Genomic DNA, 26,993 nt, shown 5'->3' with positions numbered 1-26,993 from the left:
ATAAATTTAGGGATAGTAATGAAACTCAACTCTCTGTTAACTGCTGGTATATTACTGGCAGTATCAACACCTGCTTTTGCCGCTAAAGATCTGGGCTTTTATCTAGGTGGTCAAGCGAATCAAACTAGCCTTGAGGATAACATCGGTGTTTTAGATGAGTCTGCTAAGGGTCTAGGAGTCTATGGTGGTTATAACTTCAATGACAGCTTTGGTATAGAGGCGGGTTTTTTTGCAACCGATAGCTTTGTCGATGAGGTTGATGTTCGTATGGCGGCGTTTTCTCTCTCTCCAGTCATACGGCATGCTTTTACTGACAGTGTGACTGGCTATTTGAAAGCGGGACTCGTGCTTAACCGAATCTACAGTGATGATGACGAGGTTGATGAGAGTTATCAAGGCACTGGTTGGCTGTTTGGTGCTGGCGTCGATGTCACTATCACTGAATCTTTGGCGCTAAGGGTGTTTTATGAGATTAATGAAACAGAGCCTGAAAACAGCGAGCTGGATAATTATTATGCCGACATCAGCCTAGTCCAATATGGCATAGGCTTGCATTATCGTTTCTAGGCACTTATGGATCGATCATAAGTTTGAGTTTTCTAAGTTTAGTTTGCTGGTTGAGTTAATCCTTGTTGGGATTTAATTATGCCATAAAGGGCAAGTCCGAAAAGAATGTAGAATAGTTTTACTGATGAAAACTCAAGTGAAATAGGGGAGTGTTCGAGGTGGCTGTACAAAACAGTTGCGGAGGACACTTCAATAACCGTTTTTATTATGGGGTATAGGATAAGTAAGAGGGCCCCCCACTTAGCGGCAAGATAAGTGGAAGGAGATCCTATAAACTTGGCCATAAGCAAAAAGGCAGTAGCTAAAATGCCATTACTAATCCAAAGTAGTGCACTCGCTTGCTGTATTTGAACTGAAGTTGTTTCGATTGCAAGAGGGTATTCTTCCAATAATTCAGTTAAGTAGGTTGTTGGTTGCAATACGCCCCAGAGTGGGTAGGCGAGTAATAACACCGAAGCTAAAATTAATATAATCCGAATCATGATCACTATCTCTAAATTCCATTTTTAATTAAGACAAAAGTAATTTAAGTTTGTTCAATCAAAGTGAGTGTCTTACGGAAATGAGAAGATGAAGCTAGTCCGATATCTACCTGCACTGGCTATAGGCTTTTTGCTGGCTCAAATGATACTGACTTTGTTTGGTTTGGCTTCAAGTTATATCTTGGGCTACTTAAGTGCTGCAGCAGATCTCAATGAAAATGGCATTCAGTATCTGTGGCTGATATTGCATGATGTTAGCTTAGTGTTTATCCTCTCAGCTTCCGTTTACTTTGGCTACCGAAAGTTTCTCTCACAACTGCCAGACGATCTGTTTTCAGCCATTTTAATGCAACTCCCCATAGCCTATCAGTGCCTCTACCTCTTGCGCCCAGCATATGATTTCAGCTCACTTGCTAGCAGCGCATCAACAATATCATCACTCACTGCATCAATATCAGTCCTGTTGATTTACTACATTTGTAAGGGGCATCGTACCAGTTTTAAAAGTAACTAGATGATGTTCAAGTCTGAAATTAAATCGAAGAGATAACTTTCTTGTTAATCAACCAGTGCAGATGTGGCTGTGACCTTTCGACAGCAAGGATGCTGTCGTAGAGGCTATAGGGATATACTCGTGCCGTGTCACAGAAGTATCTGCACATCAGCGAACTGCAGGTTATTCATACCAGCAAAGTTATGGATACCATAAAACCACCAAGTACCCATAACGCCAGATGAAACCATCTAAAACGAGCTAACCTCTATCGTAAGAGAGGTGATAAATTACTGATGTACTAAGTGACCGTCTTTCACCACTTCAAGGCACACTCCAACGCCATAGGAGTAGGCAAGCTCTGCTGGTGTACTGATATCCCACAAACAGAAATCCGCTTGCATACCAGCAGCTAACACGCCAACTTTGTCTTCAACACCGAGTGCCTTGGCGGCATTGCGAGTCATGCCTGCTAAAGCTTCCTCCGGTGTTAAGCGAAATAGAGTGCAACCCATATTTAGCATCAGTAGGCTTGAGCATAGTGGTGACGAGCCTGGGTTATAGTCACTGGCCAGTACCATAGGCACTTTATGTTTACGTAGTAGATCTATCGGTGGCATCTGGGTTTCACGCAGGAAGTAGAACGCCCCAGGTAATAGGGTGGCACAGGTACCACTTTTACTTAGTGCTACCACTCCATCTTCATCAAGATATTCAATGTGATCCACTGATTTAGCGCCAAGTTTGGCGGCCATGGTTGAGCCGCCTAAGTTTGAGAGTTGCTCGGCATGAAGCTTGATATCCAATCCCGCATCTTTGGCTGCAGTGAGTACCCGCTCTGTTTGCTCAATATTGAATGCGATGTTTTCACAGAATACATCGACGGCATCGGCTAAATCTTCAGCAATAACAGCGGGCAACATCTCGTTGATGACTAAATCAACATAGCCTTCGACGTCATCTTTATACTCTGGTGGAATAGCGTGGGCACCTAAGAAAGTGGTCTTCACATCGACATGGTGGTGCTTGCCTAGCTCACGGGCGACACGTAAAAGTTTCAGCTCTGTTGCCGTGTCTAAACCATAGCCAGACTTTATCTCAACTGTAGTCACTCCCTCTTTTGCAAGCGCATTAAGGCGTTTTCTTCCAAGCTCAAATAGCTCTGCTTCACTGGCTTCACGGCAGGCTTTAACGGTGGAGATTATCCCGCCTCCGCTACGAGCTATCTCTTCATAGCTAGCACCTTGTAAGCGTTTTTCGAATTCGTTCGCGCGGTTACCGGCAAAGACTAGGTGTGTGTGGGCGTCGATAAGTCCGGGTGTGATCCAGCCACCTTTACCTCTGTAAAGTGGCGTTGACATCACATCAAACTCAGGCAGCTCTCCTCTGGGTCCCACCCAGGCAATTTTTCCATCTTTTACAGCTAGCGCTGCATCTATTATTGCGCCGTAAGGTGCTGATACAGAAGGGTCCATACTTGCTACGTTGACGTCAATCCAGACCTGATCCCAAGACATGATGTGCTCTCTTATTGATAACTGCGTTTTGTTGAATCAATACTAAATAAAATAAAAGTGTGATCCAACTTGTATTTACTTGTATATACAAGCTAGGATTATAGCGGTAATTTTAATCGTTTGAAAAGCGCGGTTGTTCCTAAAAGGGAAATAAGCACTGAAAACTACCAAAACTGCCCGCTTAAGTAGGGAGCAAAGGTAACAGCTTATCTCGTTCCTTTTAGCTTAGCGCAATATTCAAATATAAGGAGCGCCAGTGGCCACGCCAAAGTTTGCTGAGATCAAACAATATATTCTAGCCCGCATCGAGTCTGGTGAGTGGGAGGAGCACACTCGTGTCCCCTCTGAAAACCAGTTGGCTGAACAGTTTGAGTGTAGCCGAATGACGGCTAGGCGAGGGTTAACTGAGCTGGTGGAGAGTGGCGTGCTTGAGCGAACTCAAGGCTTGGGAACCTTTGTTGCAGAGCTTAAGTCTCAATCTTCCATGATGGCGATCCGCAATATTGCCGATGAAATTAAAGACAGGGGACACGGTTACAGCGTGAAACAGCTGGAGCTCACTAGCATAGAAGCGATAGCGCCTATCGCCATCGCGCTTGGGTTAGAAGCGGGAAGCCAAGTGTACTACTCAGTGCTGGTTCACTGTGAAGATGGCGTGCCTCTGCAGCTAGAGGAGCGCTTTGTTAATCCTAAACTAGTGCCTGAGTATTTAGCCCAAGACTTTACCACTCAAACTCCCCATGAGTACTTATCCCAGGTAGCTCCGCTGACTGAAGCTAGGCATACCTTAGAGGCCGTTGTCGCCAATCAACATAATCAACAAGCATTGAGTATTGAGGCAACAGAGCCCTGTTTACAGATTTTACGTCGTACCTGGTCACGTCAAGGCGTGGTGAGTTTTGCCAAGTTAATACACCCTGGAAGTCGCTTTAGATTGGGCGGTCACTTGACGTTCTAACCATTTGACATCTTAAGAATAGCTCTGCTGCGCATTTCGATGAATACCACTGCGTGGTGAAGAGAATGAGTGATTGGGTAAAGCGTTAAATCTGTGGTGAAAGCAGTAGAACTAGCGCGAAGAAGTCAGATTAAGTGTTGTATATACAAGTAGATTTAAAGCAAAAAACAATAGATCAAATAAAACCAAAGCTCTCTAAAAGAGAGTGATAAGAAACAGATAAATTGAAAGAGGTTAACTAAGATGGATAAGAGACACAACCCTAGCCGTCGCATTATTGCCCCACACGGTAGCAAGTTAAGTTGTAAAAGCTGGACCACCGAAGCGCCAATGCGCATGTTGATGAACAACCTCCACCCAGATGTAGCCGAGCGCCCTGAGGATCTGGTTGTTTATGGTGGTATTGGCCGTGCAGCCCGTGATTGGGAGTGTTACGACAAGATTATCGAAGTGCTGCAGCGCCTTGAAGAGGATGAGACCTTACTGGTGCAGTCGGGTAAACCTGTTGGGGTTTTCAAGACCCATAATAATGCGCCCCGCGTTATTATTGCTAACTCAAACCTAGTACCACATTGGGCTAACTGGGAGCACTTCAACGAGCTGGATAAGAAAGGTTTGGCCATGTATGGCCAGATGACAGCGGGTTCTTGGATCTATATTGGCTCCCAAGGGATAGTACAAGGTACTTATGAAACCTTCGTAGCTATGGCTAAGCAGCATTTTGGCGGTTCATCTGCTGGTAAGTGGATCTTAACTGGTGGCCTAGGTGGTATGGGCGGCGCTCAGCCACTTGCAGGAACTATGGCTGGTTACTCTGTTCTCACCTGTGAGGTTGACGAGACTCGTATCGATTTCCGATTGCGTACTCGCTATGTCGACAAGAAAGCGACATCACTTGATGAAGCCTTAGCGATGATCGATGAAGCGAACAAGAGCGGTAAGCCTGTTTCTGTTGGCTTACTTGCAAACGCTGCCGATGTATTTGCTGAGTTAGTTGAACGTGGTATCACGCCAGATGTGGTCACTGACCAAACCTCTGCTCATGACCCTCTCAACGGTTACCTGCCACAGGGCTGGAGCTTAGAGCAAGCAGCCGACATGCGTAAGAAAGATGAAGCGGCAGTGGTAAAAGCGGCTAAGCAGTCTATGGCGGTGCAGGTTAAAGCTATGTTAGCGCTGCAAGCTGCGGGTGCAGCAACAACCGATTACGGTAACAATATTCGTCAGATGGCGTTCGAAGAGGGAGTAGAGAATGCATTCGACTTCCCTGGTTTCGTTCCTGCTTATGTTCGTCCTCTGTTCTGTGAAGGTATCGGTCCATTCCGTTGGGCAGCGCTTTCTGGGGATCCAGAAGATATCTATAAGACAGATGCAAAAGTTAAAGAGCTTATTCCTGATAACCCCCATCTGCATAACTGGTTAGATATGGCCCGCGAGCGTATCGCCTTCCAGGGGCTGCCTTCTCGTATCTGTTGGGTTGGCTTAAAAGATCGTGCCCGTTTGGCATTGGCCTTTAACGAGATGGTGAAAAATGGTGAGCTTTCTGCGCCAGTTGTGATTGGTCGTGATCACTTAGATTCTGGCTCTGTTGCCAGCCCGAACCGTGAAACTGAATCTATGTTAGATGGCTCGGATGCAGTATCTGATTGGCCATTAATGAATGCTCTGCTTAACACAGCAAGTGGTGCTACTTGGGTATCGCTGCATCATGGTGGTGGTGTAGGTATGGGCTTTAGTCAGCACTCAGGTGTGGTGATTGTTGCCGACGGCACAGATGATGCCGCTGCTCGTCTTGGTCGCGTGCTTTGGAATGACCCTGCAACGGGTGTGATGCGTCATGCTGACGCTGGATATGATATCGCTAAAAACTGCGCTAAAGAGCAGGGCTTAGACCTGCCAATGTTGGAGAAGTAGAGATGAGCCATTTAGTATTAAAGCCAGGTACCCTGACCCTGTCGCAGATCCGCGATATTAGCCGTAATAAGTTAACACTTGAGCTTGCCGATGAAGCGATTGCCGATATCAATATCAGCTCTGGCATAGTGCAGAAGATTATCGATGAGGGCCGCACCGTTTATGGTATCAACACAGGCTTTGGTCTGTTAGCGAATACCAAGATTGAAGATAAAGATCTGCAGCTACTGCAGCGCTCAATCGTACTTTCCCATGCTGCTGGTACTGGGCAATATATGCAAGATGCAACAGTGCGCCTGATGATGGTCTTGAAGATCAACTCACTAAGCCGTGGTTTCTCTGGTATTCGTCTAGAGGTGATAAACTTCCTGATTCAGTTGGTTAATGCAGAGGTTTACCCTTGCGTTCCAGAGAAGGGCTCTGTTGGCGCATCGGGTGATTTAGCCCCATTATCACACATGAGCCTAACGCTACTTGGTGAAGGTGAAGTGAGCTATAAGGGCCAGATCATGTCTGCTAAAGAGGGGCTTGAGATAGCTGGTCTTGAGCCGATTGAGCTGGCTGCAAAAGAGGGACTCGCCCTGCTTAACGGTACGCAAGCCTCTACTGCATTAGCGCTTGAAGGCCTGTTTAATGCTGAAGATCTGTTTGCGGCAAGCTCTGTTATTGGCGCGATGAGCGTCGAAGCTGCCATGGGCAGTCGCAGCCCATTTGATCCACGTATTCATGCAGCCCGTGGTCAGAAGGGTCAGATGGATGCTGCTGGACTGTTCCGTCACCTCTTGGGTGATGAGTCTGAGATCAGCCTAAGCCATGTAGACTGTGAGAAAGTGCAAGATCCATATTCACTACGTTGTCAGCCGCAGGTCTTAGGAGCGTGCCTAACGCAAATTCGTCAGGCTGCAGAAGTGTTAGGTACTGAAGCCAACGGCGTAACTGATAACCCACTCGTGTTCCAAGATACTGGTGACATCATCTCAGGTGGTAACTTCCACGCCGAGCCCGTCGCGATGGCGGCCGATAATCTAGCGATTGCTCTTGCTGAGCTCGGTGCGATTGCTGAGCGTCGTATTGCGCTACTTATCGACCCTAACCTGTCTAAACTGCCACCATTCTTAGTTGAAAATGGCGGGGTAAACTCTGGCTTTATGATTGCTCAGGTTACTGCTGCCGCATTGGCCTCTGAGAATAAGACTTACGCACACCCAGCTTCAGTAGACAGCTTACCGACATCAGCAAACCAAGAAGATCATGTCTCTATGGCAACCTTCGCTGCTCGTCGTCTGCGTGATATGTCTGAAAATACTCGCGGCGTACTTGCGATTGAGTTGTTGGCTGCGGCGCAAGGGCTTGATTTCCGTGCTCCACTGCAACCAAGTGCTGCCGTGGCTAAGGCGAAAGCTGAGTTACGTGAAGTAGTAACCTACTATGATAAGGACAGGTTCTTCGGCCCAGATATCGAAGCGTCGACAGACTTGCTACTGACCTCTAGCTTCAATAGCTATCTGCCAGCAGGGATTCTTGCTAGTTTCTAATTAAACTAGTAGAAATTTTGTCGATTACGCTGTGATGATATGAAGGGCCTTCGGGCCCTTTTTGCTGCCAGTTTTAGGGGGGGATTTCATTGTGATCGGGTCGTTCTTGTTCTGGCTTACCCTTCATTGTTATCTATTACCTGCGGCAACATCCATGTGCCTAAGGCCGTAAGTGCATGAGGGTTGGTGGCTAAAGCTAGTTTTTTATGGGACTTAATACGAAAAAGCCCGAAGGGAGCAAACCCTTCAGGCTTTTCGTTTAACAATGATGTGTAGAACCTACATTCTTGAGTCCATCTCACCTATCTTCAGGCTCACTAGCTCTTTGGTCCAGAGGTTAGGGTCTATACCTTCGAACCAGAAGATCTTACTTTCACGTTGTTGCCCCTTGCGCAGGTATGTATCAGGCATTCTGAAAATCGCTTTCCAGACTTTAATAGTTTTGGTCTCTAATAGCTTACCTGTGTCGTCAAACAGGGTGACATCGAGGTTGATCAAAACGTAGTGTTCTGAGCTGCTGCTGGCGAGATCGAATGTCAGGCCTAAGCGGCCATCTTCATCCCATTGACTGTTAAGAAAACTGACTTTGACTCCACCCTTGGCGGTACTTTTAAGTAACTCAGCTTGTGACATTGCTCTGGCTGTTAAGGTGGGAGCTGATATGACTGCTGCTTGAGTCGAGGCCTGTGAAGTCGGGGCACTCGTTGTGGTCACTGTGTCGACTGCTGGAGTTGTTGTCTCTAAAATTACATATTCCCAAGTAAAGTCATCATTAAGTCTGACCTTAGTGCCGTTGTCTAATGTGACTGTTGTTACCTCTGCCGCCATGGCTGGTATAGCTAGAGTGAGGAGCGCGAACCCAATCAGGGTATTAAGTGTTTTACGCATAGGTTTGAACCCAAATAGATAAGTTGGCTCTAGCATAAACTGAATGGAAAGATATTTCATGGAGTTGTCATAGACAAATACCCTAGAGTTGAACCTGCGTTACTGTTTACATCACATAGCCTACGCTAATGACCGCGGAATCTGTTGAGGTGTTATATCCAACACCTAGCATCAAGCCCATATCCATCATATAACGTACGCCTAGCTCGCCTCCCCAGGAGGTGTCAGACTCTTTTTCCCAAATAGGCTCACCATCGACAATCTTGGGAGTCTTACCTGTGGTGAAGTGCTTTTCAAGGCTATAGTGAACTGCGCCACCATAGAGACTCAGTTGCTGAGTTAGGCTATAGCTGAGACCAAATCGCCACATCTTATCTTGAGTGTAACCCTCGGCGGGTTTGATCAGTGCCAGATCTTCCTTTTGGCTAGCGGCATAACCTATGTAGTAGCCCCAACTGGAGTAGTCTGTGTCGAAATGATAGGGGGCTAACGTGATGCCGTACATGTTGTTTTCAGCTGGTATATAATCCAGGCTGATACTCATTTTGGGCTTAAAAAGCGTTGATGTATCATCTTCGGCCTGATTAGCCATGACATTGAGACTGACTGTTAACGCACTTAGCATAATTAGGTATCTCAACATCAACATACTCCTACTTTTGACTGTATTAAAGGTAAATTGTTGGTAATCTTTGTCCCTCAGTCAATTAAGAATGACTAAACCTATTGAAAAATAAAGAGTTGTGATTGATTTGTTTTGCCTTTGTGGCGAGTTGTTTCTCGGGGTGTTATCCGTTTAACATGGTGCTAATACTTTTTAAGGAAGATTGATAGTGGATCAAGAACTAAGATTGCGGATCTCAAAGTGGTTATCCGACTGGGGAGTTAACAGCACACCATCGGACGATGTGTCAACTTCATTGCTTGTCGTGGTGAGCCTTGTGTTGGCCATTATCGCTTACCTGTTTGTCAGGCGTGGTGTTGTGCGCGCCATGAATATCGTGATCCACCGCTCTAAAGTGAGTTGGGATGATATCTTTATGAGGCATAAGGTACTGGAGAAGTTCTCCTATGTTGTACCAGCCCTTGTAATGAACCTCTTGATCCCATTGGCATTGAAAGAGCATCAACTAATAAGCTCACTGGTGGATCGTCTGCTGAGTGTCTGGATTGTGGTGATGCTGGTGCGCGCTATCTATAGTGCACTGGATGCGGTGAATGAGATTGCCGATGTCAATTTAGTGAGTAGGCGTCTACCGATTAAGAGTTTTGTTCAGCTATTTAAGCTCTTCCTCTTCTTTGTAGCCATCATCATCTCTATTTCGGTTCTGGCGAATCAATCTCCGGTCTACTTCCTCAGCGGCTTAGGTGTTGCGACCGGTTTGGTGATGTTAGTGTTTAGAGACACCATATTAGGTTTTGTCGCTGGAATTCAGCTGGCCGCTAACCGCATGGTGAGCACGGGCGATTGGATCCAGATGGATAAGTATGGTGCCAATGGCTCGGTCGTTGAGGTGTCGTTAACCACAGTCAAGGTGCAAAACTGGGACAATACACTGACGATGATCCCCGCCTATGCCTTGGTTTCTGATGCATTTAAGAACTGGCGCGGTATGTCTGAGTCTGGTGGTCGGCGCATTAAACGTGCGGTTTCCATCGATATTCACAGCATACACTTTCTCTCTGAAGAGGAGCAGGTCAAGTTAAGTAAAATTAACTGTTTAAAAGAGTATTTCTCCTCAAAAAGAGAGGAGATCTCGCTCTTTAATCAAGGTGTTGAAGATGCTGATATGCCGGTAAATAGTCGTCACTTGACCAATATCGGTACCTTTAGGGCGTATCTGATTGAATATGTGACCAGACACCCGCTGATCCATAATGATATGACCTTGCTAGTGCGTCAATTAGCACCAACATCCGAAGGTGTTCCTATTGAGGTCTATGTGTTTACTACCGATATTCGCTGGAACAATTACGAAGATATTCAAGGTGATATCTTCGATCATATCTTTGCAATCTTACCTGAGTTTGGCTTGAAAGTTTTCCAAGGGCCAACAGGCTCAGATATTCGAAGCTTGAAGGGGGAAGTTAAGAGTTAGAAGTGGAAACTTTTAAGCTAAGTGCGTTAGCCGTGATTCTGAACTGATTTCAGAATCCAGCTTTTATGCTTCTAGCTCGCTATTAGTTTTCTCGAGTGACTAAGATTGCCGCTAAGCTGATAAACACACCGCCACTGGTTCGATCGAACCAGTGCAGTTTATTGCTGGTTTTCAGGGTTGGGGCTAACACATTAGCCATGCTGGCGTAGATCATCACAAAGCTGAAATCTATAACAGCCCAGGTGATTGCAAGAATGGCCAGTTGTGGTGCTTGAGGGGCTGAGATATCGATAAACTGTGGGAAGAGTGCGCCAAAAAAAAGCAGGTCTTTCGGGTTACTAATTCCCACTAGAAAGGCCTGTTTAAACATCTGCGCTGGTGTGCCTTTACTCTTGATCTGTTGTAGATCTAGCCCTTGAGAGCTGGCTTTTGTTAGCAGTAGTTTGATACCAAGAAACAGCAAATAGGCTGCGCCGCAGTATTTTAAAATCGTAAATCCATACTCTGTTGCACTCAGTAGAGCGCCGAGCCCCGCTGCCGATGCCGCCATCAAAATAAGTGCTGAAGTGACACTACCCAATGCGGTTGCCAAACTGCGAGTCTTACCGAAATGGATACCATGGCTCATCGATAATACCGCCATGGTTCCCGGAGAAACGGCGATCAGCAGGACAGCAAAAAAGTAGAGTAGCCAAGTATCAAAGAGCATAGGGATAATATTGTTTGTCAGACGGAATCGGCACTATAGCGAGCGCCGATAGGATTTGCCAGTCTATTTTCCCGGAATAAAGTCAGGGATAACCTTAGGATGGCAACCCTTTATTGAGCGGTAAAAGTCGATGATCTTATCCATATCTTGCAGCATATTGTCTGTGGTATCTATGCCATTGGCGATCAATACAGTTTTGCTGCCGAAATCTAAGCCTACGGTAACAATGGGAACATTGGCCTTGCTGGCGATATGATAAAACCCTGTTTTCCAACGTTTTACTGGGCTACGAGTACCTTCTGGCGCTAAGGCGAGTGAAAACTTAGGGTTATCTTGAAACAGGTGCACAACGCCATCGACTAAGTTGTTGCTCTTTCGTCTGTCGACAGGGGTGCCGCCTATTGCCTTGAAAAACCAACCCCAAGGTGGGATAAAAAGCTGATGTTTACCGAGAAAGTTAACTTTTGCCCCTAAAGCTCCACGGGCTAATACGCCAATAATAAAGTCCCAGTTGCTAGTGTGTGGGCCCACAATCGCAACATATTGGTGCTCGGTAGGTAGTGCACCGGATATTTTCCAACCTGTTAATTTTAAAACTAATTTGCAAAACTTTTGAAACATATAGAGAGACTCTAAGCCTTGAAAGTAGAGATCGACCTCAAAACAGGAATTTCGAGGCGTGAGACCATGAATTAGGTTAGTATACATTATCGCTCACTTCTGGATATATCATGTTTAAAAAAGGACTTTCTCTTATCTTATTGCTGGTCGCGTTTAGTGCCTCGGCCGTGCCTACCGATGATATAGCTCAGGTATTGAAAGCGCAGGAAGCTGCGTGGAATCGTGGTGATCTCGATGCTTATATGCAAGGTTATTGGAATAACGAGAAGATGCGTTTTGTCTCTGGTGATAAGTTTCGCTATGGCTGGGAGGAGACCTTAGCTGCTTATAAGAGGAATTACCCAGATAAAGCGACCTTAGGCACGTTGAAGTTCACCATCAAGGAGATCAAGATGCTGAGTAACTATGGAGCCATGGTCGTTGGCCGCTGGCAGCTGACTCGTGCGAAAGATAAACCTAGTGGTGTGTTTACCCTGTTGGTTGAGAAGATAGATGATCGTTGGGTTATTACCCACGACCACACCTCAGATTAAATTATGGCGGGTTTCAAAGTGCTGGATACTGTGTTGAATGATTTAGATATAGAGTAACTATTAGCTTCAATCATCCGCCTTGTCTTCAACACTTTGAATTCTCGCCAAATGAAAAGGTACTTAATGTCATTGGTATCTGTTCACTTTCTTAAATAGAACTCCTGTTGGCCTAAGTTGCGTCCTTTACCGTCATACCTGACCTCAATAAAGCGGGTGTTCCCTGATGTATCTTGCAATATGATGCTGGTGGAGCGGGTTCCATACTCAGGGTGACGGATATAGATAGAGGAGAGTAGACGCTCCCACTCTATAGCGATTCCCGTCTGGGGAAGCTCACTCTCTTCTGCGCGAGTTTCATCTTTCATGATGGCGAGCAGCGCTTGGATATCCGGCTCATCTGGTTGTGTAATACTCGTCTCTAATGCAATGGTGCCCCGTGCCATTTTTGGCCAGACATCATCTAGTGCGCCGTTACTGATAGAGTGAAATCCTGAAGTTAACCTTGTTAGTGCTTTCTGGCTACTGTTATAGCAATAGAGCTCTTTTCTGTTGCCGAAGACCAGATTGAAGGGGTTGTAGTTTTGGCTGTGCTCCCTAAGCCAAGCAGTGGTCATAGGTTCATGGTGTTTAAGGGCATTGATGACCAACTCACCACGGCTTCTCATTCCATCTTGCTGCGCTTGTGGATCTCTAAAGTTTGTTAGCGCGGCGAAGTCACCGAGCCGGTTTACTCCAAGCCAACTTCCACCTGACTGAAGATCTTTCCCTGCGAGTAACTCGTTTTCTGGCATCCAGAAGTGGGCTTGTTGTGTGGGCCGGTGATGAAACTCATCACGATTAGCACAGACGATAAGTGGGTATTTAGGGTGTTGCTCTAGCGCGATAAACAAGATGCACATAGGCGGTCTAGATCCAAGGGTGATATTTTGAATCTAAACCCTATTTAAGCTGATTGCTATCTATTTAATGCTTATGGCTGTGTCCATGGTCGTGGCCATGATCATGTGAGTGGGCTTTGGGCTGAAGGTGCATGATCCTAGCCATAAACTTTCTCGGTCCCAAACGCAGCAGACTCGCAGCAAACAGGCAGGCCAGTACTGTTAACGATAGGGTATTGACGCTATCGGGGATGATCATCAAGGCGTGCCATTGTGGTTGGAGCATATTGATGATCACTAAGCTTGCCAGTATTAATCCAAATAACAGACCGCGCTGAGACCAGTTCATCAGTTTCAGTTGAGCGAGATTGAAAATAGGGGCGACTAAAAGTGCCAGCATCACAGCCTCGGTACTCCAGCCGCTATAGGCTAGAGAAAGAGCTAATACTGCTCCACCTAGATTACAGAATCGCATCGGTAAAAATACTAACAGCAGAACCGCAACTTGAGTGACAGGGTTAGCTAAGGGTACTGATGGGTGGCCAATCAGGTTCGCTAAAATCAAGCTCAATATTATCCAAGGTGCACTGCGATCGACCAAGTGTGAAAAACCGAAACGCAGCGCAGATTTTGGCAGGTGAAGATGGGGATCTGTGGGCTCAACTTTGGTTAAGGTGAGCGCAGTGCCTATCATCACAAGTCCGATAAGTTGCAATAGGGCGAACACTGGACCAAGCAAAAGTGCCGTGATGATCAATGCTTCTGGCCCCGCCAAGCGCTGTAACCATCTTTTGGCTAACGAAGTATTATCGGGTGATAAGCCAAAGTGGAATCTAAGGCTAGCTGCGACGTAGCTAAGTAGCAGCACAGGTGCGAGAGTCAGTAACCAATCGGCTAGCTGCTCAGTACTGTGACTGTGGTTGTGATGTTCATGTCCGCCAGAATCGACCATTAATAGTAGTCCAAGCAGAGCGATACCCAGTAAGCTTCCTATCCCTGCGTGATACTCATACTTTCCCTGCTTATCTTCATGGCTTTCACCATGGGGCTGGTGTAACACCACGTGCAAGATAGAGCCGGTGACAAAGGCTTGCAGGTAGACAGTGTTATCTAAGCTTAATTGGGTTAATAGCTGCTCTCCGGCAAAATAGCCAAAGCCTGTTAGTAGCATCATCGCGGCCAATACCGCCATAGCCCAGCGAGCACCTAATTGAGGCTTGAGTAACCACCAGATAGCTAAGCCGACCGGTAATCTATGTAGTATCACGCCCAATGCTAGCAGTATGGAGTTGTCATCATGCTGAGCCAATACCATGGCACTGCCATCTGTGATGGTATGCAGGAGTAGTCCGCCTATGCCTAAAGTCAGTGTTAGATTATGGGTGACCTCAGAGTAGCGATGGAAGAGTTTTTCACTGGCAGTGGGGCCCCACAAACCTATGATAACGAAGATAATAGCCAGAAACCCGCCATGCTCGAGTAGCTCAGGTAGAATATGCACCAGCACTAAGCCGCCCAGGGATACGAATATAAATCCGTCCAGGCCTTTTTGTAGCCCGTTTTCTGTCGAAAGATATCGGTAGAAGAGTGGGCCTAAAAGTAGAGCGATACAGCTGGCTAATAGATAAAGCATGATTTGTTTAGCTGGGACCTTTAAAAAAGACGGGCTAGTATACCAGTTTCTATAAAATAAGCAGTTAAGCTCGCATTATTTACATCAAGTGTGATCATATTTCACCTCAATAGGGCTGAAACACAGTTAACTGACTTTAGGTTGAGCCATTGATAAGAGATTAAGTGGGCATTATTGTGTAATTTTTCTGTCTGATTGTTACTAAATAGTTATAGAATATAGTTATTCCTTACCCTAAAAGAGAGGCTTTCGCCCCTATGGATACCTTTTCCGCCGCAGTTATGCTGTTTCTGATCATGGATCCGCTTGGTAATCTGCCGATTTTTTCCTCCATTTTACGTCATATCGATCCAAAGAAGCGGCGTAAGGTACTAATCAGAGAGCTCTTCTTCGCTCTGATCATTATGTTGCTGTTTCTGTTCGCCGGAGAAGCGATCCTTAATTTTCTTAACTTAAAATCAGAGTCTGTCAGCATCGCTGGCGGTATTATTCTCTTTCTCATCGCGATTAGGATGATCTTCCCGCAGCCTGGTGGTGTGGTTGGTCTTGCAGCAGGTGAGGAGCCCTTTATTGTTCCAATGGCAATTCCATTGATGGCTGGTCCATCGGTGCTTGCTGCCCTTATTCTGCTGGCTCATACCGATAGCACACGAATGTTAGATTGGACTATTGCTTTGCTTGCTGCCTGGGGCGTGAGTGCCGTTATTCTTCTCTTCTACAAGGTTTTCACTAAGGTGTTGGGTGAGAAGGGCTTAACTGCGGTGGAGCGTCTGATGGGAATGGTGCTTGTGATGATCTCTGTGCAGATGTTCCTCGATGGCATTGCAAACTATATGGCGCACATTGGTCAGGTTAAATAGAGACTGAACAACAAAGGCCTAGTTGTGAGTACTTCAATTACTCTACCTCCGCTGCATTGATAATTCATAAGGCTTAGCTAAATAAATCGTATTGTTTAGTTATGGTTTTGCTGCCCACCTGTTGTGTTTATGCTGATTTTTTTGAATCTTATTTTGTTTGAATTGTCATAAATTAAGATCTGTTTTACCAAAAAAATGAACCTATGCAGCTTGTTAACCGTACTAAACTTAATCGACATCAGCTGTATTGAAAGTGGCATTAAAGTGGTGGCTCTGTTAAGTGGGTGCTCAGCTCTTATCAAGAGTGATAAAACCCTTAATAAATAGAAAGGAAGTCAAGGTTATGATATCGAAAAGCAACGGAGGCATACTCTCCAAAATATGTTTCTCTATTACGCTCTCTTTAATGGGCTCGACCTTGATGGCTAAACCTCTGGATCTTGCTAACGCGACTTTGGCTGATGCTGGAGTGGTGAATAAGGAGCAGATCTTATACTGGCTAATTAAGCGTGGAGAGATCTCCGAAGATGCATCTATTGATGAAAAAGCCGCCGCCGTAGACGCATACTCATATCGCAAATTTGGGGGCAGGAATAAAGGCGATTTACTGAATGCCAAATTTGAGCAGAAACGGTTAAAAGCGCTTAAAAAGCATAAGGTGCAGAAAAGTCGTAAAGGGTTTAGTGCTCAGCAGTTAGAAGCAGAGGCTCAGGCTGATAGTGACGTGACTAAAACCGTCAAAGTGTTGGGAGTTTTAATCGATTTTCCAGATCTCCCCTATGATAATAATCGCCTCTCTGCCAGCGATACTGATATGTATTACCCTAGTTATCCTAACTCCCATTATGATGATTTGATGTTTTCTACTACAGGTTTTACTGGCCCTCAGGGACAGAATTTGCAAACCGGGTATCAATATTATCAGGCAGTGTCTGGTGAGAGCTTCTTCTTTACTGGTGAGACAAAGGGTTGGTTTACTGCTGAAAACAATGCAGCCTATTACGGTGGGAATGATGATAACGGTGATGATAAAGCGGTACCAGAGCTAGTTAAAGAGGCTGTCACCCAAGCTGTTGCAGGCATGTCCAGTGCTGAACTTGCTAGCTATGATGTCGAAGATCCAATGGATCTCGATGGTGACGGTAACTTCGATGAACCTGATGGTAATATCGACCATGTGATGTTGTTTCACTCCAGTATCGGTGAGGAGGCGGGTGGTGGCGTGATGTCTAATGGTGGTAAAGACGCTATCTGGTCCCATCGATTCTTTGTTTACACAGGCAGTAACCCTGGATATACCATACCTGGCACAGGAATGAAGGTGTTTGGCTATACTGTTCAGCCTATTGATGCAGCGGCGGGTGTGGTTGTTCATGAGTTTGGTCACGATCTAGGTTTGCCAGACGAGTATGACACTAGTTATGAAGGGGACGGCTCTCCCGTAGGTTCATGGTCTGTGATGTCTGGTGGTAGTTGGACTGGTAGCATTGCTGGAACTCAACCGACAGGTTTTAGTCCCTATGCAAGATCTTATCTTCAGGAGAGATATAAAGGGCGTTGGGTTAATGAGCAGGAGATTCAGCTTAATACGATTGATGATTCAGGGGTTGAGGTCGTACTCAATGAAGCGGTAAATCACGGCTTTGTTAATCAACTCTCTATTCCTTTGCCTGCAACACCTATCCCTTTTAAAGCCCCTTATGCTGGAGAGTACCAATACTACTCCAATCAGGGCAATCTGATTAATAATGCGCTCTCATTTGATGTTAGCTTGCCGAGCTTAACGCCACTGAGTTTAACCATGAAGGCCCATTGGAATATTGAGCAAGATTACGATTATGCTCAGCTAATGGTCAATGGTGTGCCAATTGAAGGTAACCATACTAAAGCCAGTAACTTAATTAACGATGCAAGAAACATCATTACCGCAAGCTCAGCAGATATTGCGGGAGCCGAAGGCAGCAATAACTGGGTTGATCTGGTGTATGACCTCAGTAGTTATGCGGGGAGCTCAGTTAGGATAAGTTTAATCTATAAAACTGACGTGGGCTTAAGCGAGTATGGGATAGTTATCGATAACCTTGAGCTGACTCAAGGAGCGAGCTCTGTTTATTCAGATGATGCTGAAACTGCAGGCCGAATGGATCTTGTTGGTTTCTCTAGAATAGATAATCAACGCCCAGGGGCTGCGCGTCGTTATATCGTACAGTTGCGTAGCCATAATGGTGTCGATGCAGGGCTTGATAGTCACTCCTATGAGCCTGGTGTGCTGCTATGGTTAGAGAATTTTAGCTATGCAGATAATAACTCTAACTCACACCCTGGAGTCGGTTTGATTGGGGTTGTCGATGCGGATCAGCAGATGATTCTCGGTGGTAATGGAGGGTCTGATACGCAAATTCGTGATGCTACTTTTAGCCTGTTTAATCAGTCGAGCTTTTCTGGTGATGAGAACCTATCTGCCATCTCCACCTTCGATGATAGCCTAGACTACAGTGCGCCACTTCAACCTCAATCGGGCATTATTTTGCCGAAACTTGGTTTAACCATGGAGGTGGTAGAGCAAAATGTCGACTCATCTCTTGCTAAGCTCGAGTTTAATTTTGCGGGATCAACTACGCCGCCTCCAACATCTAATCTTAGCTCTGAATTCAGTACTACTGAGGAAGTTAAAGGAACAGTGCTCTTTACCCCAACAGTGACAGGTGGTGATGGTAATTACTCCTACCTATGGAGCTTCGGTGTTACAGGAGCCATCAGTGCAGAGGTAGAACCTAGCTACACCTATGGTGCATCTGGCAGTTATTTGGTGACACTTAAGGTGACTGACGGCCTAGGCTCGACTGTAGAGAGCAATCAGACTATTGCGGTTACACTGCCCGTTGTCCCTGTTGCTGGATTTACCTCTTCAAACAACAATTTGGCAGTGACCTTTACCGATGGGACGACGGGAGGAGAAGGTGCCTTAAGCTATGCTTGGCAGTTTGGTGACGGACAAACCAGCAGTGCTCAGTCACCAACACATACCTATGGTTCTGCTGGCACCTACAGTGTTACCTTGACCGTTACCGATAGCCTGAATGTGCAGAGTAGCAGTACTAGCTCTGTCACTGTGACCGCTCCAGTTGTGCCAGCAACAAACGCGGCGAGTTCTGATGACGCTGGTTCTGGTGGCGGTAGCCTTGGTTGGTTAACACTATGTTTGTTGGGATGGTTAGGTATTAGAAGAGCGAGTAGCTAGCTTTTAATTAATTGCTGAGCCGCGGGAAGAAAGGTCTCACTGACGATCAACTCCTCTTCGTGGTAGGAGAAGTAGCGTCTTCGCCCCCAAAGCTCGTGATTGGCATCTTGTTTGAGTGAGCGCATTAAGTTGGCCAACTTATGGCAAGGGGTAAAGTGGGCCACCTCTATTCTTCCGGGTGAGAACTCATCACTGGAAAATAGCAGCTCTCCCAAAGGTCTTGTGCCTAAAGTGAGGAAGTCGGACTCTTTTTGCTGCAGTAAACTTCCTGGAATTAAGGTGCGGGCAAATACCCAAGGGATCCCATCAAGACAGAGTAGTACTTCCCGTACCCAAGCTTGGCTCTGAGAGGGAAATTCACCGCTAAAAGGGGTTAATGTGCCCTCTCCGAGTACTTTTACTTCAAATTCAGCACAGTGTGATCGTAGTTTTTGGGTTAAACTTCCTTTAGAGAGCAACCAGTCTTTTAGAGGTGATTTTGGGAGTTGGTCGATTTTTTCTGGTGAAAACCACTGAATTGATTCACCATATGGAAAGCTTAACCTAATTACGCTCATCTGATTCTCGGTACAATACTGACTTGAAAACTGCTGCAGTCTAGCATGTAAAATCCGCGAGCACAGTTTTTTGAAAAATCGAATACAATGCCCTGCATACAATCGCTTGAAATGGAAAATTTGGCTATGAAAAAATGTGACATTTCTACTCTGTTGATAAAAAGAGTGACCTCTTTGCTGCTTATTCTTTCTGTCAGCATCTTTAGCTTAGGTGTCAATGCCGAGGAGGAGGAACCTCAGGAGGAACAAACACAGGCTGAGTACGCTTATTATGGATTTGAGCCTGAGATTGTGACCAATTACCTTTCAACTGGAAGAAAGTTAGGCTTTGTCCGGATAAGCGTTGAGCTTATGGTGAGAGCGCCGGAAGATCTGGTGGCGATTGAACATCATGATCCTCTATTGCGTGCGGCGATTATTGAGATCTTGGGAAGCCAGACTGCTGACAAGGTTAAATCTCTTACTGGACGTGAAGAGATCCGTCGTGAATGCTATGAGGCAGTTAATCGTCTTATTGAGCAGGAAACCGGTAAGCCTCTTGTTGTGAATATGCTATTTACTAAATACCTCTACGATTAGTCGCTCAAAAATTTAAATAATCGTTAATTTCCCCTCTATGATTGCCGTTAGCTCCCCAGTTAACGGTATAATCCGCCTTGTCTTCAGCGCTTTAAATTTTCGCTGATTCATTTAATTGGTAAATTTTTTATGACGAAGCCAAGCTCTAAAGCAAGCCGAAAGCCAGTGACTAAATCGGGCAGAAACTCAAAGAGATCTCGCTCTGGCAGTAGTAAAGGAGATGCACAGGTTGCTCGAGCCATCAATAATCAAAAGCCTGGCCTGCATCCGCGTAACTTGCACCGTGATGGTTATGATTTTGATAAGTTAACTAAGGTAAGCCCTGTATTAACCCCCTATGTTCAGCCAAATCCTTACGGTAATCTCTCTATTGATTTTGCCGATCCCCAAGCCGTAAAAGCGCTGAATGCAGCAATACTGAAACTAGATTATCAGATAGATAATTGGGATATCCCTGAGGGCTTTCTCTGTCCGCCAATTCCAGGAAGAGTCGACTATCTTCACTATATTTATGATCTCTTAGCAGGCGTGGAGGAGTTTGAAAATAAAAGTGAAACTGAGATGGAAGGACAAAATGTCCCACCTGTGAACTCCCACACTATCAAGCCTAAAAAGATGAAGATTAAGGCGCTAGATATAGGCACTGGGGCTAACGCTATCTATCCACTTCTGGGGATCCAGACCTATGGCTGGCGCTTTGTTGCAAGTGATGTCGACCCTATCTCACTGGCTAACGTTAAAGCTATTGTAGAGGGGAACAACTGCTTGCTGGGTAAATTGGAAGTCCGTCTGCAGAACGATCATCAGAAGGTATTTAGCGGCATCATCAAGCCTGATGATAGGTTCGATATCACCCTGTGCAACCCACCTTTTCACGCTTCACTTAAGGAGGCGAGTGAGGGTAGCCAACGTAAACTGAAAAACCTAGCTGAGAATAGAGCGTCCAAGGGACACAAGCTTGAACCTAAAGCTCCAAAAGATAAGTCTCAGCTTAATTTCGGTGGCCAAAAGGCGGAGCTTTGGTGCGAAGGCGGTGAGAAGCAGTTTCTTCATAATATGATCTGTGAAAGCAAAGTGTTTGCGACTCAATGTTTATGGTTTACAAGCTTAGTCTCTAAGAAGGAGAATTTAGAGGCTTGTTATACCGAACTTAAAAGGGTGGGAGCTATCACCGTCAAGACCATAGATATGGCTCAGGGAAATAAGCTGACCCGTGTGCTGGCTTGGAGCTTTTTAACACCATCACAAAGGGGGTTATGGGCAAAGTATCGTAGTTAACTAACACTTAAACATGCGCTTAGTGCTGTTACTGCTTTTATCCTCTAATCATTTTCATATTGAATATGCCTCAAATATGGGGTTGAAAAAATAGCTTATGCTGTTAGTTTCATATATTCATTTATGGCTTTGGAGTAGTGTTGGATGCAGAGGTATAGGATAAGTACCGAGTTAAGTGAGATGGATATCGATGTGATCCATGGTTTTGTCTCTGAAAGTTATTGGGCTAAAGGTATTCCTAAGTCTGTATTGAAAAAAGCACTGATGAATTCACTCTGTTTTGGTGTGTTTACTGACGATAACGCACAGATAGGTTTTGGCCGTTTGATCACTGACAGGGCCACCTATGCTTATCTCGCGGACGTATTTATTCTCGATGAGTATCGCGGATTAGGTTTGAGCAAAGCATTGATGACAAACATAGTGTCTCATCCAGATCTTCAAGGACTGCGGCGTATGGTATTGGCCACACGAGATGCCCATGGCTTATATGCTAAGTTTGGTTTCGAGACTGTACCGAATCCCGAAACCTTAATGCAAGTTTGGCAGCCAGAGGTTTATAGTGTTAGTGAATAACGCCTTAATTCTTTTTTAAATTTAATTTCATCCCACCAATAACATTGACTAGCTTGTTGAAGTCTCCCTCTTATTGTTCTGTTTTTGTCAACAGTATCTTTCATTTTCTCCTGTTTATCCTTATTTGGTGACAAGTTAATCTTGGTTCATCGCAAAGCTTTATTGGATAGCTTTTGTATTGAAAAGTGAGGACAGAATCATGGAAAAACTATCAAAGGTTGATCTTAGAGAGGGCGGATTTGCAGGCCTAAAAGAGCATAGATTCGTGATGGACAGCCGAGTATTTGGACGAGGTAAGGAGCCAAAGACTTGGGATGGTGTCGGTCACTTTGTTTATCTGGCGGACGCAAGGTTTATGCCCAAAGGCGAGACCATGATGCATGGTCATAGAGAGGTTGATGTGATCTCTGTGATGGTTAAGGGACAGATAGCCCATGAAGGCTCCCTTGAGCATGGTCAATCTATAGTGGCTAAGCAGGTACAAGTACAAAGGGCTGGTGGTGAAGGTTTCTCCCATAACGAGATTAACCCTGATGACGTTGAGAATCAGATGATCCAACTTTGGGTTATGCCGGAAACATTAGGTGAAAGAGCGGATTATCGCCTGTACTCCCCTGTTGATGGCGAGCTCACCCCAATTTACGGCGGTGCAGCACAAACCTTCAATAGCCGAACTCAAGTGAGTGTTGCTAACTTAAACTCAGGAGACGAGATTGCATTGCCAACACCTGCACTTATCTATGTCAGTGATGGCAGTGTCACTCTAGCCAATGAGACTGTCTCAGCAGGGACATTAGTGCGAAGCACTCAGGCTCAACTTGATACTAAGTTAACGGCTGTTGAGGAATCACAGGTAATAGTGGTAAGTCTATTAGATAGTTAGTTTTATTATCTATTTTCATCTGCTTGGAAACGAATTTAGGTGTATGCTATTTTCGTTTCCGAGAATAGGAAAGTGATAGAGTTAGATTATTATTATGGTGTTTGAACGAGTACAGAAACAGAGTCACAAGGTTGCAGATTCAGAGCTCACCGTCTCTTACGATCGCTTTACCACTCGTTTCACCATTAAAGCTGCAGAGGAGGTCCTACACTCCTCTCTGCTTATGTTTATACCTATACGCAATAAAGAGTTATCCATAAATAATCAGTTATTCACCCTGAAAATACGCTGGCTTATCTTGTGGCAATCTAAGCTAGAAAACAGCCAAGGAGTTGTCATCAAGGAGCTCCTCTACCTACGCCGTCGAAAATCCATCAACCTGTTTATCTATTTGATACTAATCACCAGTATTAAAGCTGGCATAATCTTGTTTGCCTAATCGCTCGCCCGTGGGGGGGAGCATGTAAGCCAATTTTCAAGGCTAGTTAGATATCTCTCTCGCTATAAGCACAGTTGCTGCAGCAAATTATTTGCCCTCTAATGGATACCGATAGTATTGGTTGGATGATCTACTAATAAAACTAAGTCGAAGAGAGTGATAACTAGGTGTAGATACTGCTGCGAGCTTCGGTTTCAGGGATGAAACCGTAGAGCGTATAGGGACATATTCACAGCGTCTCGTAGAAGTAGCTGCACATTCAGCGGGCCGCAGGCTATAGATATAAGTGAAGGTTTGAGTAGCAGTAATCTATCAAATACCAAGAAAGATAGAAGTTGTGGCCTTACTTCATAAGGTTTCAAATCTCGCTAAGTAACCATGCCGATTCACGCTAAAAAGAAAACAACAAAAAGGGCCGATGTTCAATCGACCCAATTCAAACTTGCCCAAAACCAATAACCCTAGGCTCAACAATAAAGGTTATTTGAGGCAGATTGTTAACCGACAATCCCGTTTATGAAGGGTTCCACAACAACTGCCCACAATCTGTTAGATCGTACCCACCTAAAGTGGCTGCTAATTGACGAGTTTGAGTACTTCCGAGCATATCAAATAGGTGCTGTAACTGGCGGCGGAAATAGATCCCCTGTGGCATCACGAAGTCAAATGACTCGGTGACGAGTGGGATAAAGCCTAAGCCACTCTCCATAGCAACCGACTGACAACCAAAACCGATATCCGCATCGCCCCGTGCTACGTATGCGGCGAGTTCACGTTCACTGTAAGCGGTAACGTTGGCATTGAGGTGCGACAGGGCTGCTCCCTGTTTCATCAACCAATGTTCTAAGTGTTGTTGGCTACCTGCACCGGTTTGTCTAGCGACCCAGCGCCATGGTAGGGAGACGATTTTATCCTCCTCCTGACACTGCTGTAGCATGTTGTTACGCACCATCAATCCCTGTTTACGGGTGTAGCCGTGTACCATGACCCACTGTTGATGGTTAGGGTAGCTTTTCAGTAACGCCGGATGGCGGACATTACGCTCATCGACACTGCCCCAGTGTAGAGTACAGACATCGGCATAGCCTCGGGAGAGCAGATCTAATCCCATGCGTGAGCCTGTGGAGCTATAACTGACCAGATCGCTCTTGCCTATCTGTGTCATTAGGCGAGACACTAACATGGAAAGCAGAGGGTCATCGCTGCCTGTGATGTGCATGCGGTCTGAGAGCATACCACTGTGGCAGGAGTCCATGATCCAGCGGTCGATCAAGATCTTAGGAAATAACCATTTTCCTGTTATTTTGGTTGCAGGTAATACTCTATCGTTCGCCATTGAGTAGACCTTTTTTTCATTAAGATCTAAGTATTCGGCGACCTGTTTAGCACTCATGTAGATGAGCTCACTTGGCTCTGTCATCTGTTTTTCCCGCAAAAATCACTTGTATTGAGTTGATTGTGCATTAAATATTTTCTAATGGTTTTTTAGGACGCTTAGGTGGAATAGCATCAAATTCGATGTTTTCTGCGCCGTTATAGATAAGGAAATGTTTACCTTTAGCACGGGCTATCATAGTGATCCCAAGTTTTTGAGCAAGCTCAAGCCCCATCTGGGTTGCGCCGCTTCTTGATAGCACTACCGGGATCCCCATCTTGGCAATTTTAATGACCATCTCTGAGGTTAAGCGGCCCGTTGTATAGAACATCTTATTATGGCCGACATCTTGTCTCAGCCACATCTCGCCAGCGAGGGTATCTACCGCATTATGACGACCGACATCTTCGACAAAACCAACAATTTTATCGTCCTGGCATAGGCCGCAACCATGAACTGCGCCAGCATTTTTGTAGGTTTCATTGTAGGCACTGATGTTTTTGAGCAAGCTGTAGATCATGCTCTGTTTTAATTGAGGTTGGGGAAGGGTTATCTCATCGAGCCCATCCATAAATCCACCATAAACAGTTCCTTGGCCACAACCTGTAGTCACGGTTTTCTCTGAGAGTTTCTCCTCAAGGTCTTGAGTCGACTCCTTAGTTAATACCGCGGCAGAGCTGACATCCCAGTCGATAATAACCGATTCAAGTTGCTCAAGATCTGAGATAAATCCTTGGTTTTTTAAATAGCCTAATGCTAATGCTTCGGCTCTTGCGCCTAAGGTCATCAGGGTCACAATGGGGCGCCAGTTTAGGTAAACGGTGAGAGGGCGCTCGCAGGCGATATGTTTCTCTACTTGTTCACCATTTTCATCGATGGCGTTCACTGAGATAGTTAATGGCACCTCTGCATCGGTTTTTATTAAGCTAGGTTTATGCTGGCTCAAGGCTGGTAACTCACAATTAGTTATGGACTCTAGCAGCATAGCAATTTTTGTTCCTAGGTTTAGATCCCTAGATTGAATGCGTGATCTCCCTCATTTTCTATTCTTTATTAGGCTAAAAAAGCCCTTTTCTGTCCTAGATAAAACACTAGTGTGGACAAATTGTCCTACTTCTATAAGGGATTTGATGATCTAGCTCAAAAAAGTTTAGCTTTTACGGTGGCATATAAATTGCTTGATATAGTTAAATTGTGGTGAAAAGCGCGTAAATACTCGTTATTAGCAGGCTCTATCTCTGATGAATCGCCCGCTATATCTAAGGTGAGATTGAATGCAACATACCGAAAGCCAATGGCCTATGCACGTTTCTCTTAAACGAATTGAGAAACAAGTCGGACGCTGGACCTCTATCAGCTGGGAACTTGATCAAGTACTTCCAGCAACTTGCGAAGCTCCTGAGGGATCTAAGCTCATTATGCTTGAGCTGCATAAAGATGAGCGTGGAAGCTACCGTATCAATCTGGATATGGATAACGCCATGCTGTATGTCGTTTGCGATGAGCTTGAAGATGGCACTTGGATACCCGCCATGATATCAGCCGATCAAAATGTCGCAGCAGGTTGTCTAGAGGGTGATACCCCTGTTTTGAATTTGTCGATGCCAGAAGCGGTAGCTTGCTGGATTGAGGCGTTCATTACCCGTCATGGAGAGGTAGAGATATGTGCTCATCGTCGTAAGCATGTGAATCGCCGTAAAAATGAAGGGCCGAGTAATAACAATCAATTTGGGCAGAACTCCTAATGAGCGGATCGGGTGGATTTTTATCACGCTGGAACCTTCGCCGTCAGAAGGTTGAGGATGAGAAGTTAGCTGAGGAGAGTGAGGCAGTCTCTCAGCAGGCAGAGCCTATTGAGAAATCTCTTGATACTGAGTCGGTTGATGAGCAGCAGCTTGAGACTGAGCTTGAAGCCCAATCTCAACCTATTACTGCCGAAGAGTTACCGGATCCTGAGAAGATTGAGATCGGCGGAAGTTTTGCCAGTTTTATGGGGGCCAATGTTGATCCAACTGCCAAGGCGGCTGCGCTTAGGGCGCTGTGGAAACAGCCTCAATACAATGAGATCGATGGTCTGCTTGAATATGCCCTCGATTACAGCAACCAGCCTAAACTGACTCCTGAACATTCAGCCGAGATAGCCAAGAAGATCTTCCGTCACGTTACCAAGAGTGATGATGAAGAGGTTGAAGCGACGGAAACAGAGTTGGCGCAGGAAACTGCTGAAGAGACAAATTTACTAAGTGAAACCACTGAGGACATTTTGGACGGCGATCATGTTCAGGTGTCCCAAAATGAACCAGAGCCATGTGACGAAGTGAAGCCGAGTGTTTCTTAACGTCACTTTAGAGAAGTTTAATATCCATAACTTTGGTATG

Annotated in this window: 27 protein-coding genes; 16 read left to right on the top strand and 11 right to left on the bottom strand. The window is 45.4% G+C overall.

What is annotated here, in order from left to right:
* The first annotated feature begins 18 nt into the window (after positions 1-18).
* Positions 19-567 (top strand): porin family protein, encoded by a 549-nt coding sequence (locus SWOO_RS24855; protein WP_012327409.1) that lies wholly within the window; start codon positions 19-21, stop codon positions 565-567.
* A 38-nt stretch (positions 568-605) separates the two neighbouring features.
* Here SWOO_RS24855 and SWOO_RS24850 read toward each other — a convergent pair whose 3' ends face one another.
* Positions 606-1,049, bottom strand: coding sequence for a hypothetical protein (locus SWOO_RS24850; RefSeq protein ID WP_012327408.1), 444 nt, complete (start codon positions 1,047-1,049; stop codon positions 606-608).
* An 88-nt stretch (positions 1,050-1,137) separates the two neighbouring features.
* Between SWOO_RS24850 and SWOO_RS24845 the strand changes: the two genes are divergently transcribed.
* Positions 1,138-1,563, top strand: coding sequence for a hypothetical protein (locus SWOO_RS24845; RefSeq protein ID WP_012327407.1), 426 nt, complete (start codon positions 1,138-1,140; stop codon positions 1,561-1,563).
* Positions 1,564-1,832: 269 nt separating this feature from the next.
* Here SWOO_RS24845 and hutI read toward each other — a convergent pair whose 3' ends face one another.
* A complete protein-coding gene (hutI, locus tag SWOO_RS24840) occupies positions 1,833-3,059 on the bottom strand; it encodes an imidazolonepropionase (protein WP_012327406.1) in 1,227 nt (408 codons plus the stop codon).
* A 256-nt stretch (positions 3,060-3,315) separates the two neighbouring features.
* Between hutI and hutC the strand changes: the two genes are divergently transcribed.
* The 3 genes from hutC (at position 3,316) to hutH (ending at position 7,466) form a co-directional block, all read left to right on the top strand.
* Positions 3,316-4,017 (top strand): histidine utilization repressor, encoded by a 702-nt coding sequence (hutC, locus tag SWOO_RS24835; RefSeq protein ID WP_012327405.1) that lies wholly within the window; start codon positions 3,316-3,318, stop codon positions 4,015-4,017.
* Positions 4,018-4,260: 243 nt separating this feature from the next.
* Complete coding sequence (gene hutU, locus SWOO_RS24830) at positions 4,261-5,931, top strand: urocanate hydratase (RefSeq protein ID WP_012327404.1); 1,671 nt, start codon at positions 4,261-4,263, stop codon at positions 5,929-5,931.
* Positions 5,932-5,933: 2 nt separating this feature from the next.
* Positions 5,934-7,466, top strand: a complete 1,533-nt coding sequence (gene hutH, locus SWOO_RS24825) for a histidine ammonia-lyase (protein ID WP_012327403.1) — start codon at positions 5,934-5,936, stop codon at positions 7,464-7,466.
* 279 nt (positions 7,467-7,745) lie between these two features.
* Here the strand turns inward: hutH and SWOO_RS24820 are convergent, their stop codons facing one another.
* Both SWOO_RS24820 and SWOO_RS24815 read right to left on the bottom strand, forming a co-directional pair.
* Positions 7,746-8,414, bottom strand: coding sequence for a DUF3157 family protein (locus SWOO_RS24820; RefSeq protein WP_012327402.1), 669 nt, complete (start codon positions 8,412-8,414; stop codon positions 7,746-7,748).
* A 46-nt stretch (positions 8,415-8,460) separates the two neighbouring features.
* Entirely contained in the window at positions 8,461-8,997 is a 537-nt protein-coding gene (locus SWOO_RS24815; RefSeq protein ID WP_012327401.1) for an outer membrane beta-barrel protein, read from the bottom strand.
* A 190-nt stretch (positions 8,998-9,187) separates the two neighbouring features.
* Between SWOO_RS24815 and SWOO_RS24810 the strand changes: the two genes are divergently transcribed.
* A complete protein-coding gene (locus SWOO_RS24810) occupies positions 9,188-10,453 on the top strand; it encodes a mechanosensitive ion channel family protein (RefSeq protein WP_012327400.1) in 1,266 nt (421 codons plus the stop codon).
* A gap of 82 nt (positions 10,454-10,535) precedes the next feature.
* Here the strand turns inward: SWOO_RS24810 and SWOO_RS24805 are convergent, their stop codons facing one another.
* Together SWOO_RS24805 and SWOO_RS24800 are read right to left on the bottom strand one after the other, a co-directional pair.
* Entirely contained in the window at positions 10,536-11,162 is a 627-nt protein-coding gene (locus tag SWOO_RS24805) for a LysE family translocator (RefSeq protein WP_012327399.1), read from the bottom strand.
* Positions 11,163-11,225: 63 nt separating this feature from the next.
* On the bottom strand, positions 11,226-11,783 hold the full coding sequence (locus SWOO_RS24800) for a lysophospholipid acyltransferase family protein (protein WP_041418415.1): 558 nt from the start codon (positions 11,781-11,783) through the stop codon (positions 11,226-11,228).
* A gap of 110 nt (positions 11,784-11,893) precedes the next feature.
* Here SWOO_RS24800 and SWOO_RS24795 point away from each other — a divergent pair, with 110 nt between their 5' ends.
* Complete coding sequence (locus tag SWOO_RS24795) at positions 11,894-12,316, top strand: YybH family protein (protein ID WP_012327397.1); 423 nt, start codon at positions 11,894-11,896, stop codon at positions 12,314-12,316.
* A gap of 140 nt (positions 12,317-12,456) precedes the next feature.
* On the opposite strand, the gene SWOO_RS24790 is transcribed toward SWOO_RS24795, so the two are convergent.
* Positions 12,457-13,215: an NRDE family protein gene (locus SWOO_RS24790; RefSeq protein WP_012327396.1), complete on the bottom strand. Its 759-nt coding sequence runs from the start codon at positions 13,213-13,215 to the stop codon at positions 12,457-12,459.
* Between the two features lie 64 nt (positions 13,216-13,279).
* Positions 13,280-14,827 carry a hypothetical protein gene (locus SWOO_RS24785; RefSeq protein WP_012327395.1) on the bottom strand — a complete coding sequence of 516 codons (1,548 nt, stop codon included), beginning with the start codon at positions 14,825-14,827 and terminating at the stop codon, positions 13,280-13,282.
* Positions 14,828-15,084: 257 nt separating this feature from the next.
* Here SWOO_RS24785 and SWOO_RS24780 point away from each other — a divergent pair, with 257 nt between their 5' ends.
* On the top strand, positions 15,085-15,687 hold the full coding sequence (locus SWOO_RS24780; protein WP_012327394.1) for a YhgN family NAAT transporter: 603 nt from the start codon (positions 15,085-15,087) through the stop codon (positions 15,685-15,687).
* A 343-nt stretch (positions 15,688-16,030) separates the two neighbouring features.
* Entirely contained in the window at positions 16,031-18,928 is a 2,898-nt protein-coding gene (locus SWOO_RS24775) for an immune inhibitor A domain-containing protein (protein WP_012327393.1), read from the top strand.
* Here SWOO_RS24775 and SWOO_RS24770 read toward each other — a convergent pair.
* Positions 18,925-19,485, bottom strand: coding sequence for a chorismate--pyruvate lyase family protein (locus SWOO_RS24770; RefSeq protein ID WP_012327392.1), 561 nt, complete (start codon positions 19,483-19,485; stop codon positions 18,925-18,927). The two genes, SWOO_RS24775 and SWOO_RS24770, sit on opposite strands and share 4 nt — an antisense overlap.
* Before the next feature lie 126 nt (positions 19,486-19,611).
* Between SWOO_RS24770 and SWOO_RS24765 the strand changes: the two genes are divergently transcribed.
* The 5 genes from SWOO_RS24765 to SWOO_RS24745 all read left to right on the top strand — a co-directional run bounded on the left by SWOO_RS24765 (position 19,612) and on the right by SWOO_RS24745 (position 23,240).
* Positions 19,612-20,064 (top strand): flagellar basal body-associated protein FliL, encoded by a 453-nt coding sequence (locus SWOO_RS24765; protein WP_012327391.1) that lies wholly within the window; start codon positions 19,612-19,614, stop codon positions 20,062-20,064.
* A gap of 129 nt (positions 20,065-20,193) precedes the next feature.
* Positions 20,194-21,342, top strand: a complete 1,149-nt coding sequence (rlmF, locus tag SWOO_RS24760; protein WP_012327390.1) for a 23S rRNA (adenine(1618)-N(6))-methyltransferase RlmF — start codon at positions 20,194-20,196, stop codon at positions 21,340-21,342.
* A 144-nt stretch (positions 21,343-21,486) separates the two neighbouring features.
* Complete coding sequence (locus tag SWOO_RS24755; protein WP_012327389.1) at positions 21,487-21,918, top strand: GNAT family N-acetyltransferase; 432 nt, start codon at positions 21,487-21,489, stop codon at positions 21,916-21,918.
* A gap of 199 nt (positions 21,919-22,117) precedes the next feature.
* Positions 22,118-22,801 (top strand): pirin family protein, encoded by a 684-nt coding sequence (locus SWOO_RS24750; RefSeq protein WP_012327388.1) that lies wholly within the window; start codon positions 22,118-22,120, stop codon positions 22,799-22,801.
* 94 nt (positions 22,802-22,895) lie between these two features.
* The gene (locus tag SWOO_RS24745) at positions 22,896-23,240 is read left to right on the top strand and encodes a hypothetical protein (protein WP_012327387.1); all 345 of its coding nucleotides are present in this window, start codon (positions 22,896-22,898) and stop codon (positions 23,238-23,240) included.
* 514 nt (positions 23,241-23,754) lie between these two features.
* Here the strand turns inward: SWOO_RS24745 and SWOO_RS24740 are convergent.
* Both SWOO_RS24740 and SWOO_RS24735 read right to left on the bottom strand, forming a co-directional pair.
* Positions 23,755-24,660 carry a helix-turn-helix transcriptional regulator gene (locus tag SWOO_RS24740; protein ID WP_012327386.1) on the bottom strand — a complete coding sequence of 302 codons (906 nt, stop codon included), beginning with the start codon at positions 24,658-24,660 and terminating at the stop codon, positions 23,755-23,757.
* Between the two features lie 43 nt (positions 24,661-24,703).
* Positions 24,704-25,600 carry a formate dehydrogenase accessory sulfurtransferase FdhD gene (locus SWOO_RS24735; RefSeq protein WP_012327385.1) on the bottom strand — a complete coding sequence of 299 codons (897 nt, stop codon included), beginning with the start codon at positions 25,598-25,600 and terminating at the stop codon, positions 24,704-24,706.
* Positions 25,601-25,889: 289 nt separating this feature from the next.
* Here SWOO_RS24735 and SWOO_RS24730 point away from each other — a divergent pair, with 289 nt between their 5' ends.
* The gene (locus tag SWOO_RS24730; protein WP_012327384.1) at positions 25,890-26,360 is read left to right on the top strand and encodes a DUF3305 domain-containing protein; all 471 of its coding nucleotides are present in this window, start codon (positions 25,890-25,892) and stop codon (positions 26,358-26,360) included.
* A complete protein-coding gene (locus SWOO_RS24725) occupies positions 26,360-26,953 on the top strand; it encodes a DUF3306 domain-containing protein (protein WP_012327383.1) in 594 nt (197 codons plus the stop codon). The genes SWOO_RS24730 and SWOO_RS24725 overlap by 1 nt, the downstream gene beginning before the upstream one ends.
* Positions 26,954-26,993 lie beyond the last annotated feature (40 nt).

The sequence above is a fragment of the Shewanella woodyi ATCC 51908 genome (genome assembly GCF_000019525.1).
Lineage (GTDB): Bacteria > Pseudomonadota > Gammaproteobacteria > Enterobacterales > Shewanellaceae > Shewanella > Shewanella woodyi.
This window is presented reverse-complemented; position numbering and strand designations above follow the sequence as displayed.

What these genes read in the sequence shown, in the direction of transcription:
- SWOO_RS24855 (WP_012327409.1), top strand. Translation starts at nt 19, where the DNA reads ATGAAACTCAACTCTCTGTTAACTGCTGGTATATTACTGGCAGTATCA.
- SWOO_RS24850 (WP_012327408.1), bottom strand. Translation starts at nt 1,049, where the DNA reads ATGATTCGGATTATATTAATTTTAGCTTCGGTGTTATTACTCGCCTAC.
- SWOO_RS24845 (WP_012327407.1), top strand. Translation starts at nt 1,138, where the DNA reads ATGAAGCTAGTCCGATATCTACCTGCACTGGCTATAGGCTTTTTGCTG.
- hutI (WP_012327406.1), bottom strand. Translation starts at nt 3,059, where the DNA reads ATGTCTTGGGATCAGGTCTGGATTGACGTCAACGTAGCAAGTATGGAC.
- hutU (WP_012327404.1), top strand. Translation starts at nt 4,261, where the DNA reads ATGGATAAGAGACACAACCCTAGCCGTCGCATTATTGCCCCACACGGT.
- hutH (WP_012327403.1), top strand. Translation starts at nt 5,934, where the DNA reads ATGAGCCATTTAGTATTAAAGCCAGGTACCCTGACCCTGTCGCAGATC.
- SWOO_RS24820 (WP_012327402.1), bottom strand. Translation starts at nt 8,414, where the DNA reads ATGAAATATCTTTCCATTCAGTTTATGCTAGAGCCAACTTATCTATTT.
- SWOO_RS24815 (WP_012327401.1), bottom strand. Translation starts at nt 8,997, where the DNA reads ATGTTGAGATACCTAATTATGCTAAGTGCGTTAACAGTCAGTCTCAAT.
- SWOO_RS24805 (WP_012327399.1), bottom strand. Translation starts at nt 11,162, where the DNA reads ATGCTCTTTGATACTTGGCTACTCTACTTTTTTGCTGTCCTGCTGATC.
- SWOO_RS24800 (WP_041418415.1), bottom strand. Translation starts at nt 11,783, where the DNA reads ATGTTTCAAAAGTTTTGCAAATTAGTTTTAAAATTAACAGGTTGGAAA.
- SWOO_RS24795 (WP_012327397.1), top strand. Translation starts at nt 11,894, where the DNA reads ATGTTTAAAAAAGGACTTTCTCTTATCTTATTGCTGGTCGCGTTTAGT.
- SWOO_RS24790 (WP_012327396.1), bottom strand. Translation starts at nt 13,215, where the DNA reads ATGTGCATCTTGTTTATCGCGCTAGAGCAACACCCTAAATACCCACTT.
- SWOO_RS24785 (WP_012327395.1), bottom strand. Translation starts at nt 14,827, where the DNA reads ATGCTTTATCTATTAGCCAGCTGTATCGCTCTACTTTTAGGCCCACTC.
- SWOO_RS24780 (WP_012327394.1), top strand. Translation starts at nt 15,085, where the DNA reads ATGGATACCTTTTCCGCCGCAGTTATGCTGTTTCTGATCATGGATCCG.
- SWOO_RS24775 (WP_012327393.1), top strand. Translation starts at nt 16,031, where the DNA reads ATGATATCGAAAAGCAACGGAGGCATACTCTCCAAAATATGTTTCTCT.
- SWOO_RS24770 (WP_012327392.1), bottom strand. Translation starts at nt 19,485, where the DNA reads ATGAGCGTAATTAGGTTAAGCTTTCCATATGGTGAATCAATTCAGTGG.
- SWOO_RS24765 (WP_012327391.1), top strand. Translation starts at nt 19,612, where the DNA reads ATGAAAAAATGTGACATTTCTACTCTGTTGATAAAAAGAGTGACCTCT.
- rlmF (WP_012327390.1), top strand. Translation starts at nt 20,194, where the DNA reads ATGACGAAGCCAAGCTCTAAAGCAAGCCGAAAGCCAGTGACTAAATCG.
- SWOO_RS24755 (WP_012327389.1), top strand. Translation starts at nt 21,487, where the DNA reads ATGCAGAGGTATAGGATAAGTACCGAGTTAAGTGAGATGGATATCGAT.
- SWOO_RS24750 (WP_012327388.1), top strand. Translation starts at nt 22,118, where the DNA reads ATGGAAAAACTATCAAAGGTTGATCTTAGAGAGGGCGGATTTGCAGGC.
- SWOO_RS24745 (WP_012327387.1), top strand. Translation starts at nt 22,896, where the DNA reads ATGGTGTTTGAACGAGTACAGAAACAGAGTCACAAGGTTGCAGATTCA.
- SWOO_RS24740 (WP_012327386.1), bottom strand. Translation starts at nt 24,660, where the DNA reads ATGACAGAGCCAAGTGAGCTCATCTACATGAGTGCTAAACAGGTCGCC.
- SWOO_RS24735 (WP_012327385.1), bottom strand. Translation starts at nt 25,600, where the DNA reads ATGCTGCTAGAGTCCATAACTAATTGTGAGTTACCAGCCTTGAGCCAG.
- SWOO_RS24730 (WP_012327384.1), top strand. Translation starts at nt 25,890, where the DNA reads ATGCAACATACCGAAAGCCAATGGCCTATGCACGTTTCTCTTAAACGA.
- SWOO_RS24725 (WP_012327383.1), top strand. Translation starts at nt 26,360, where the DNA reads ATGAGCGGATCGGGTGGATTTTTATCACGCTGGAACCTTCGCCGTCAG.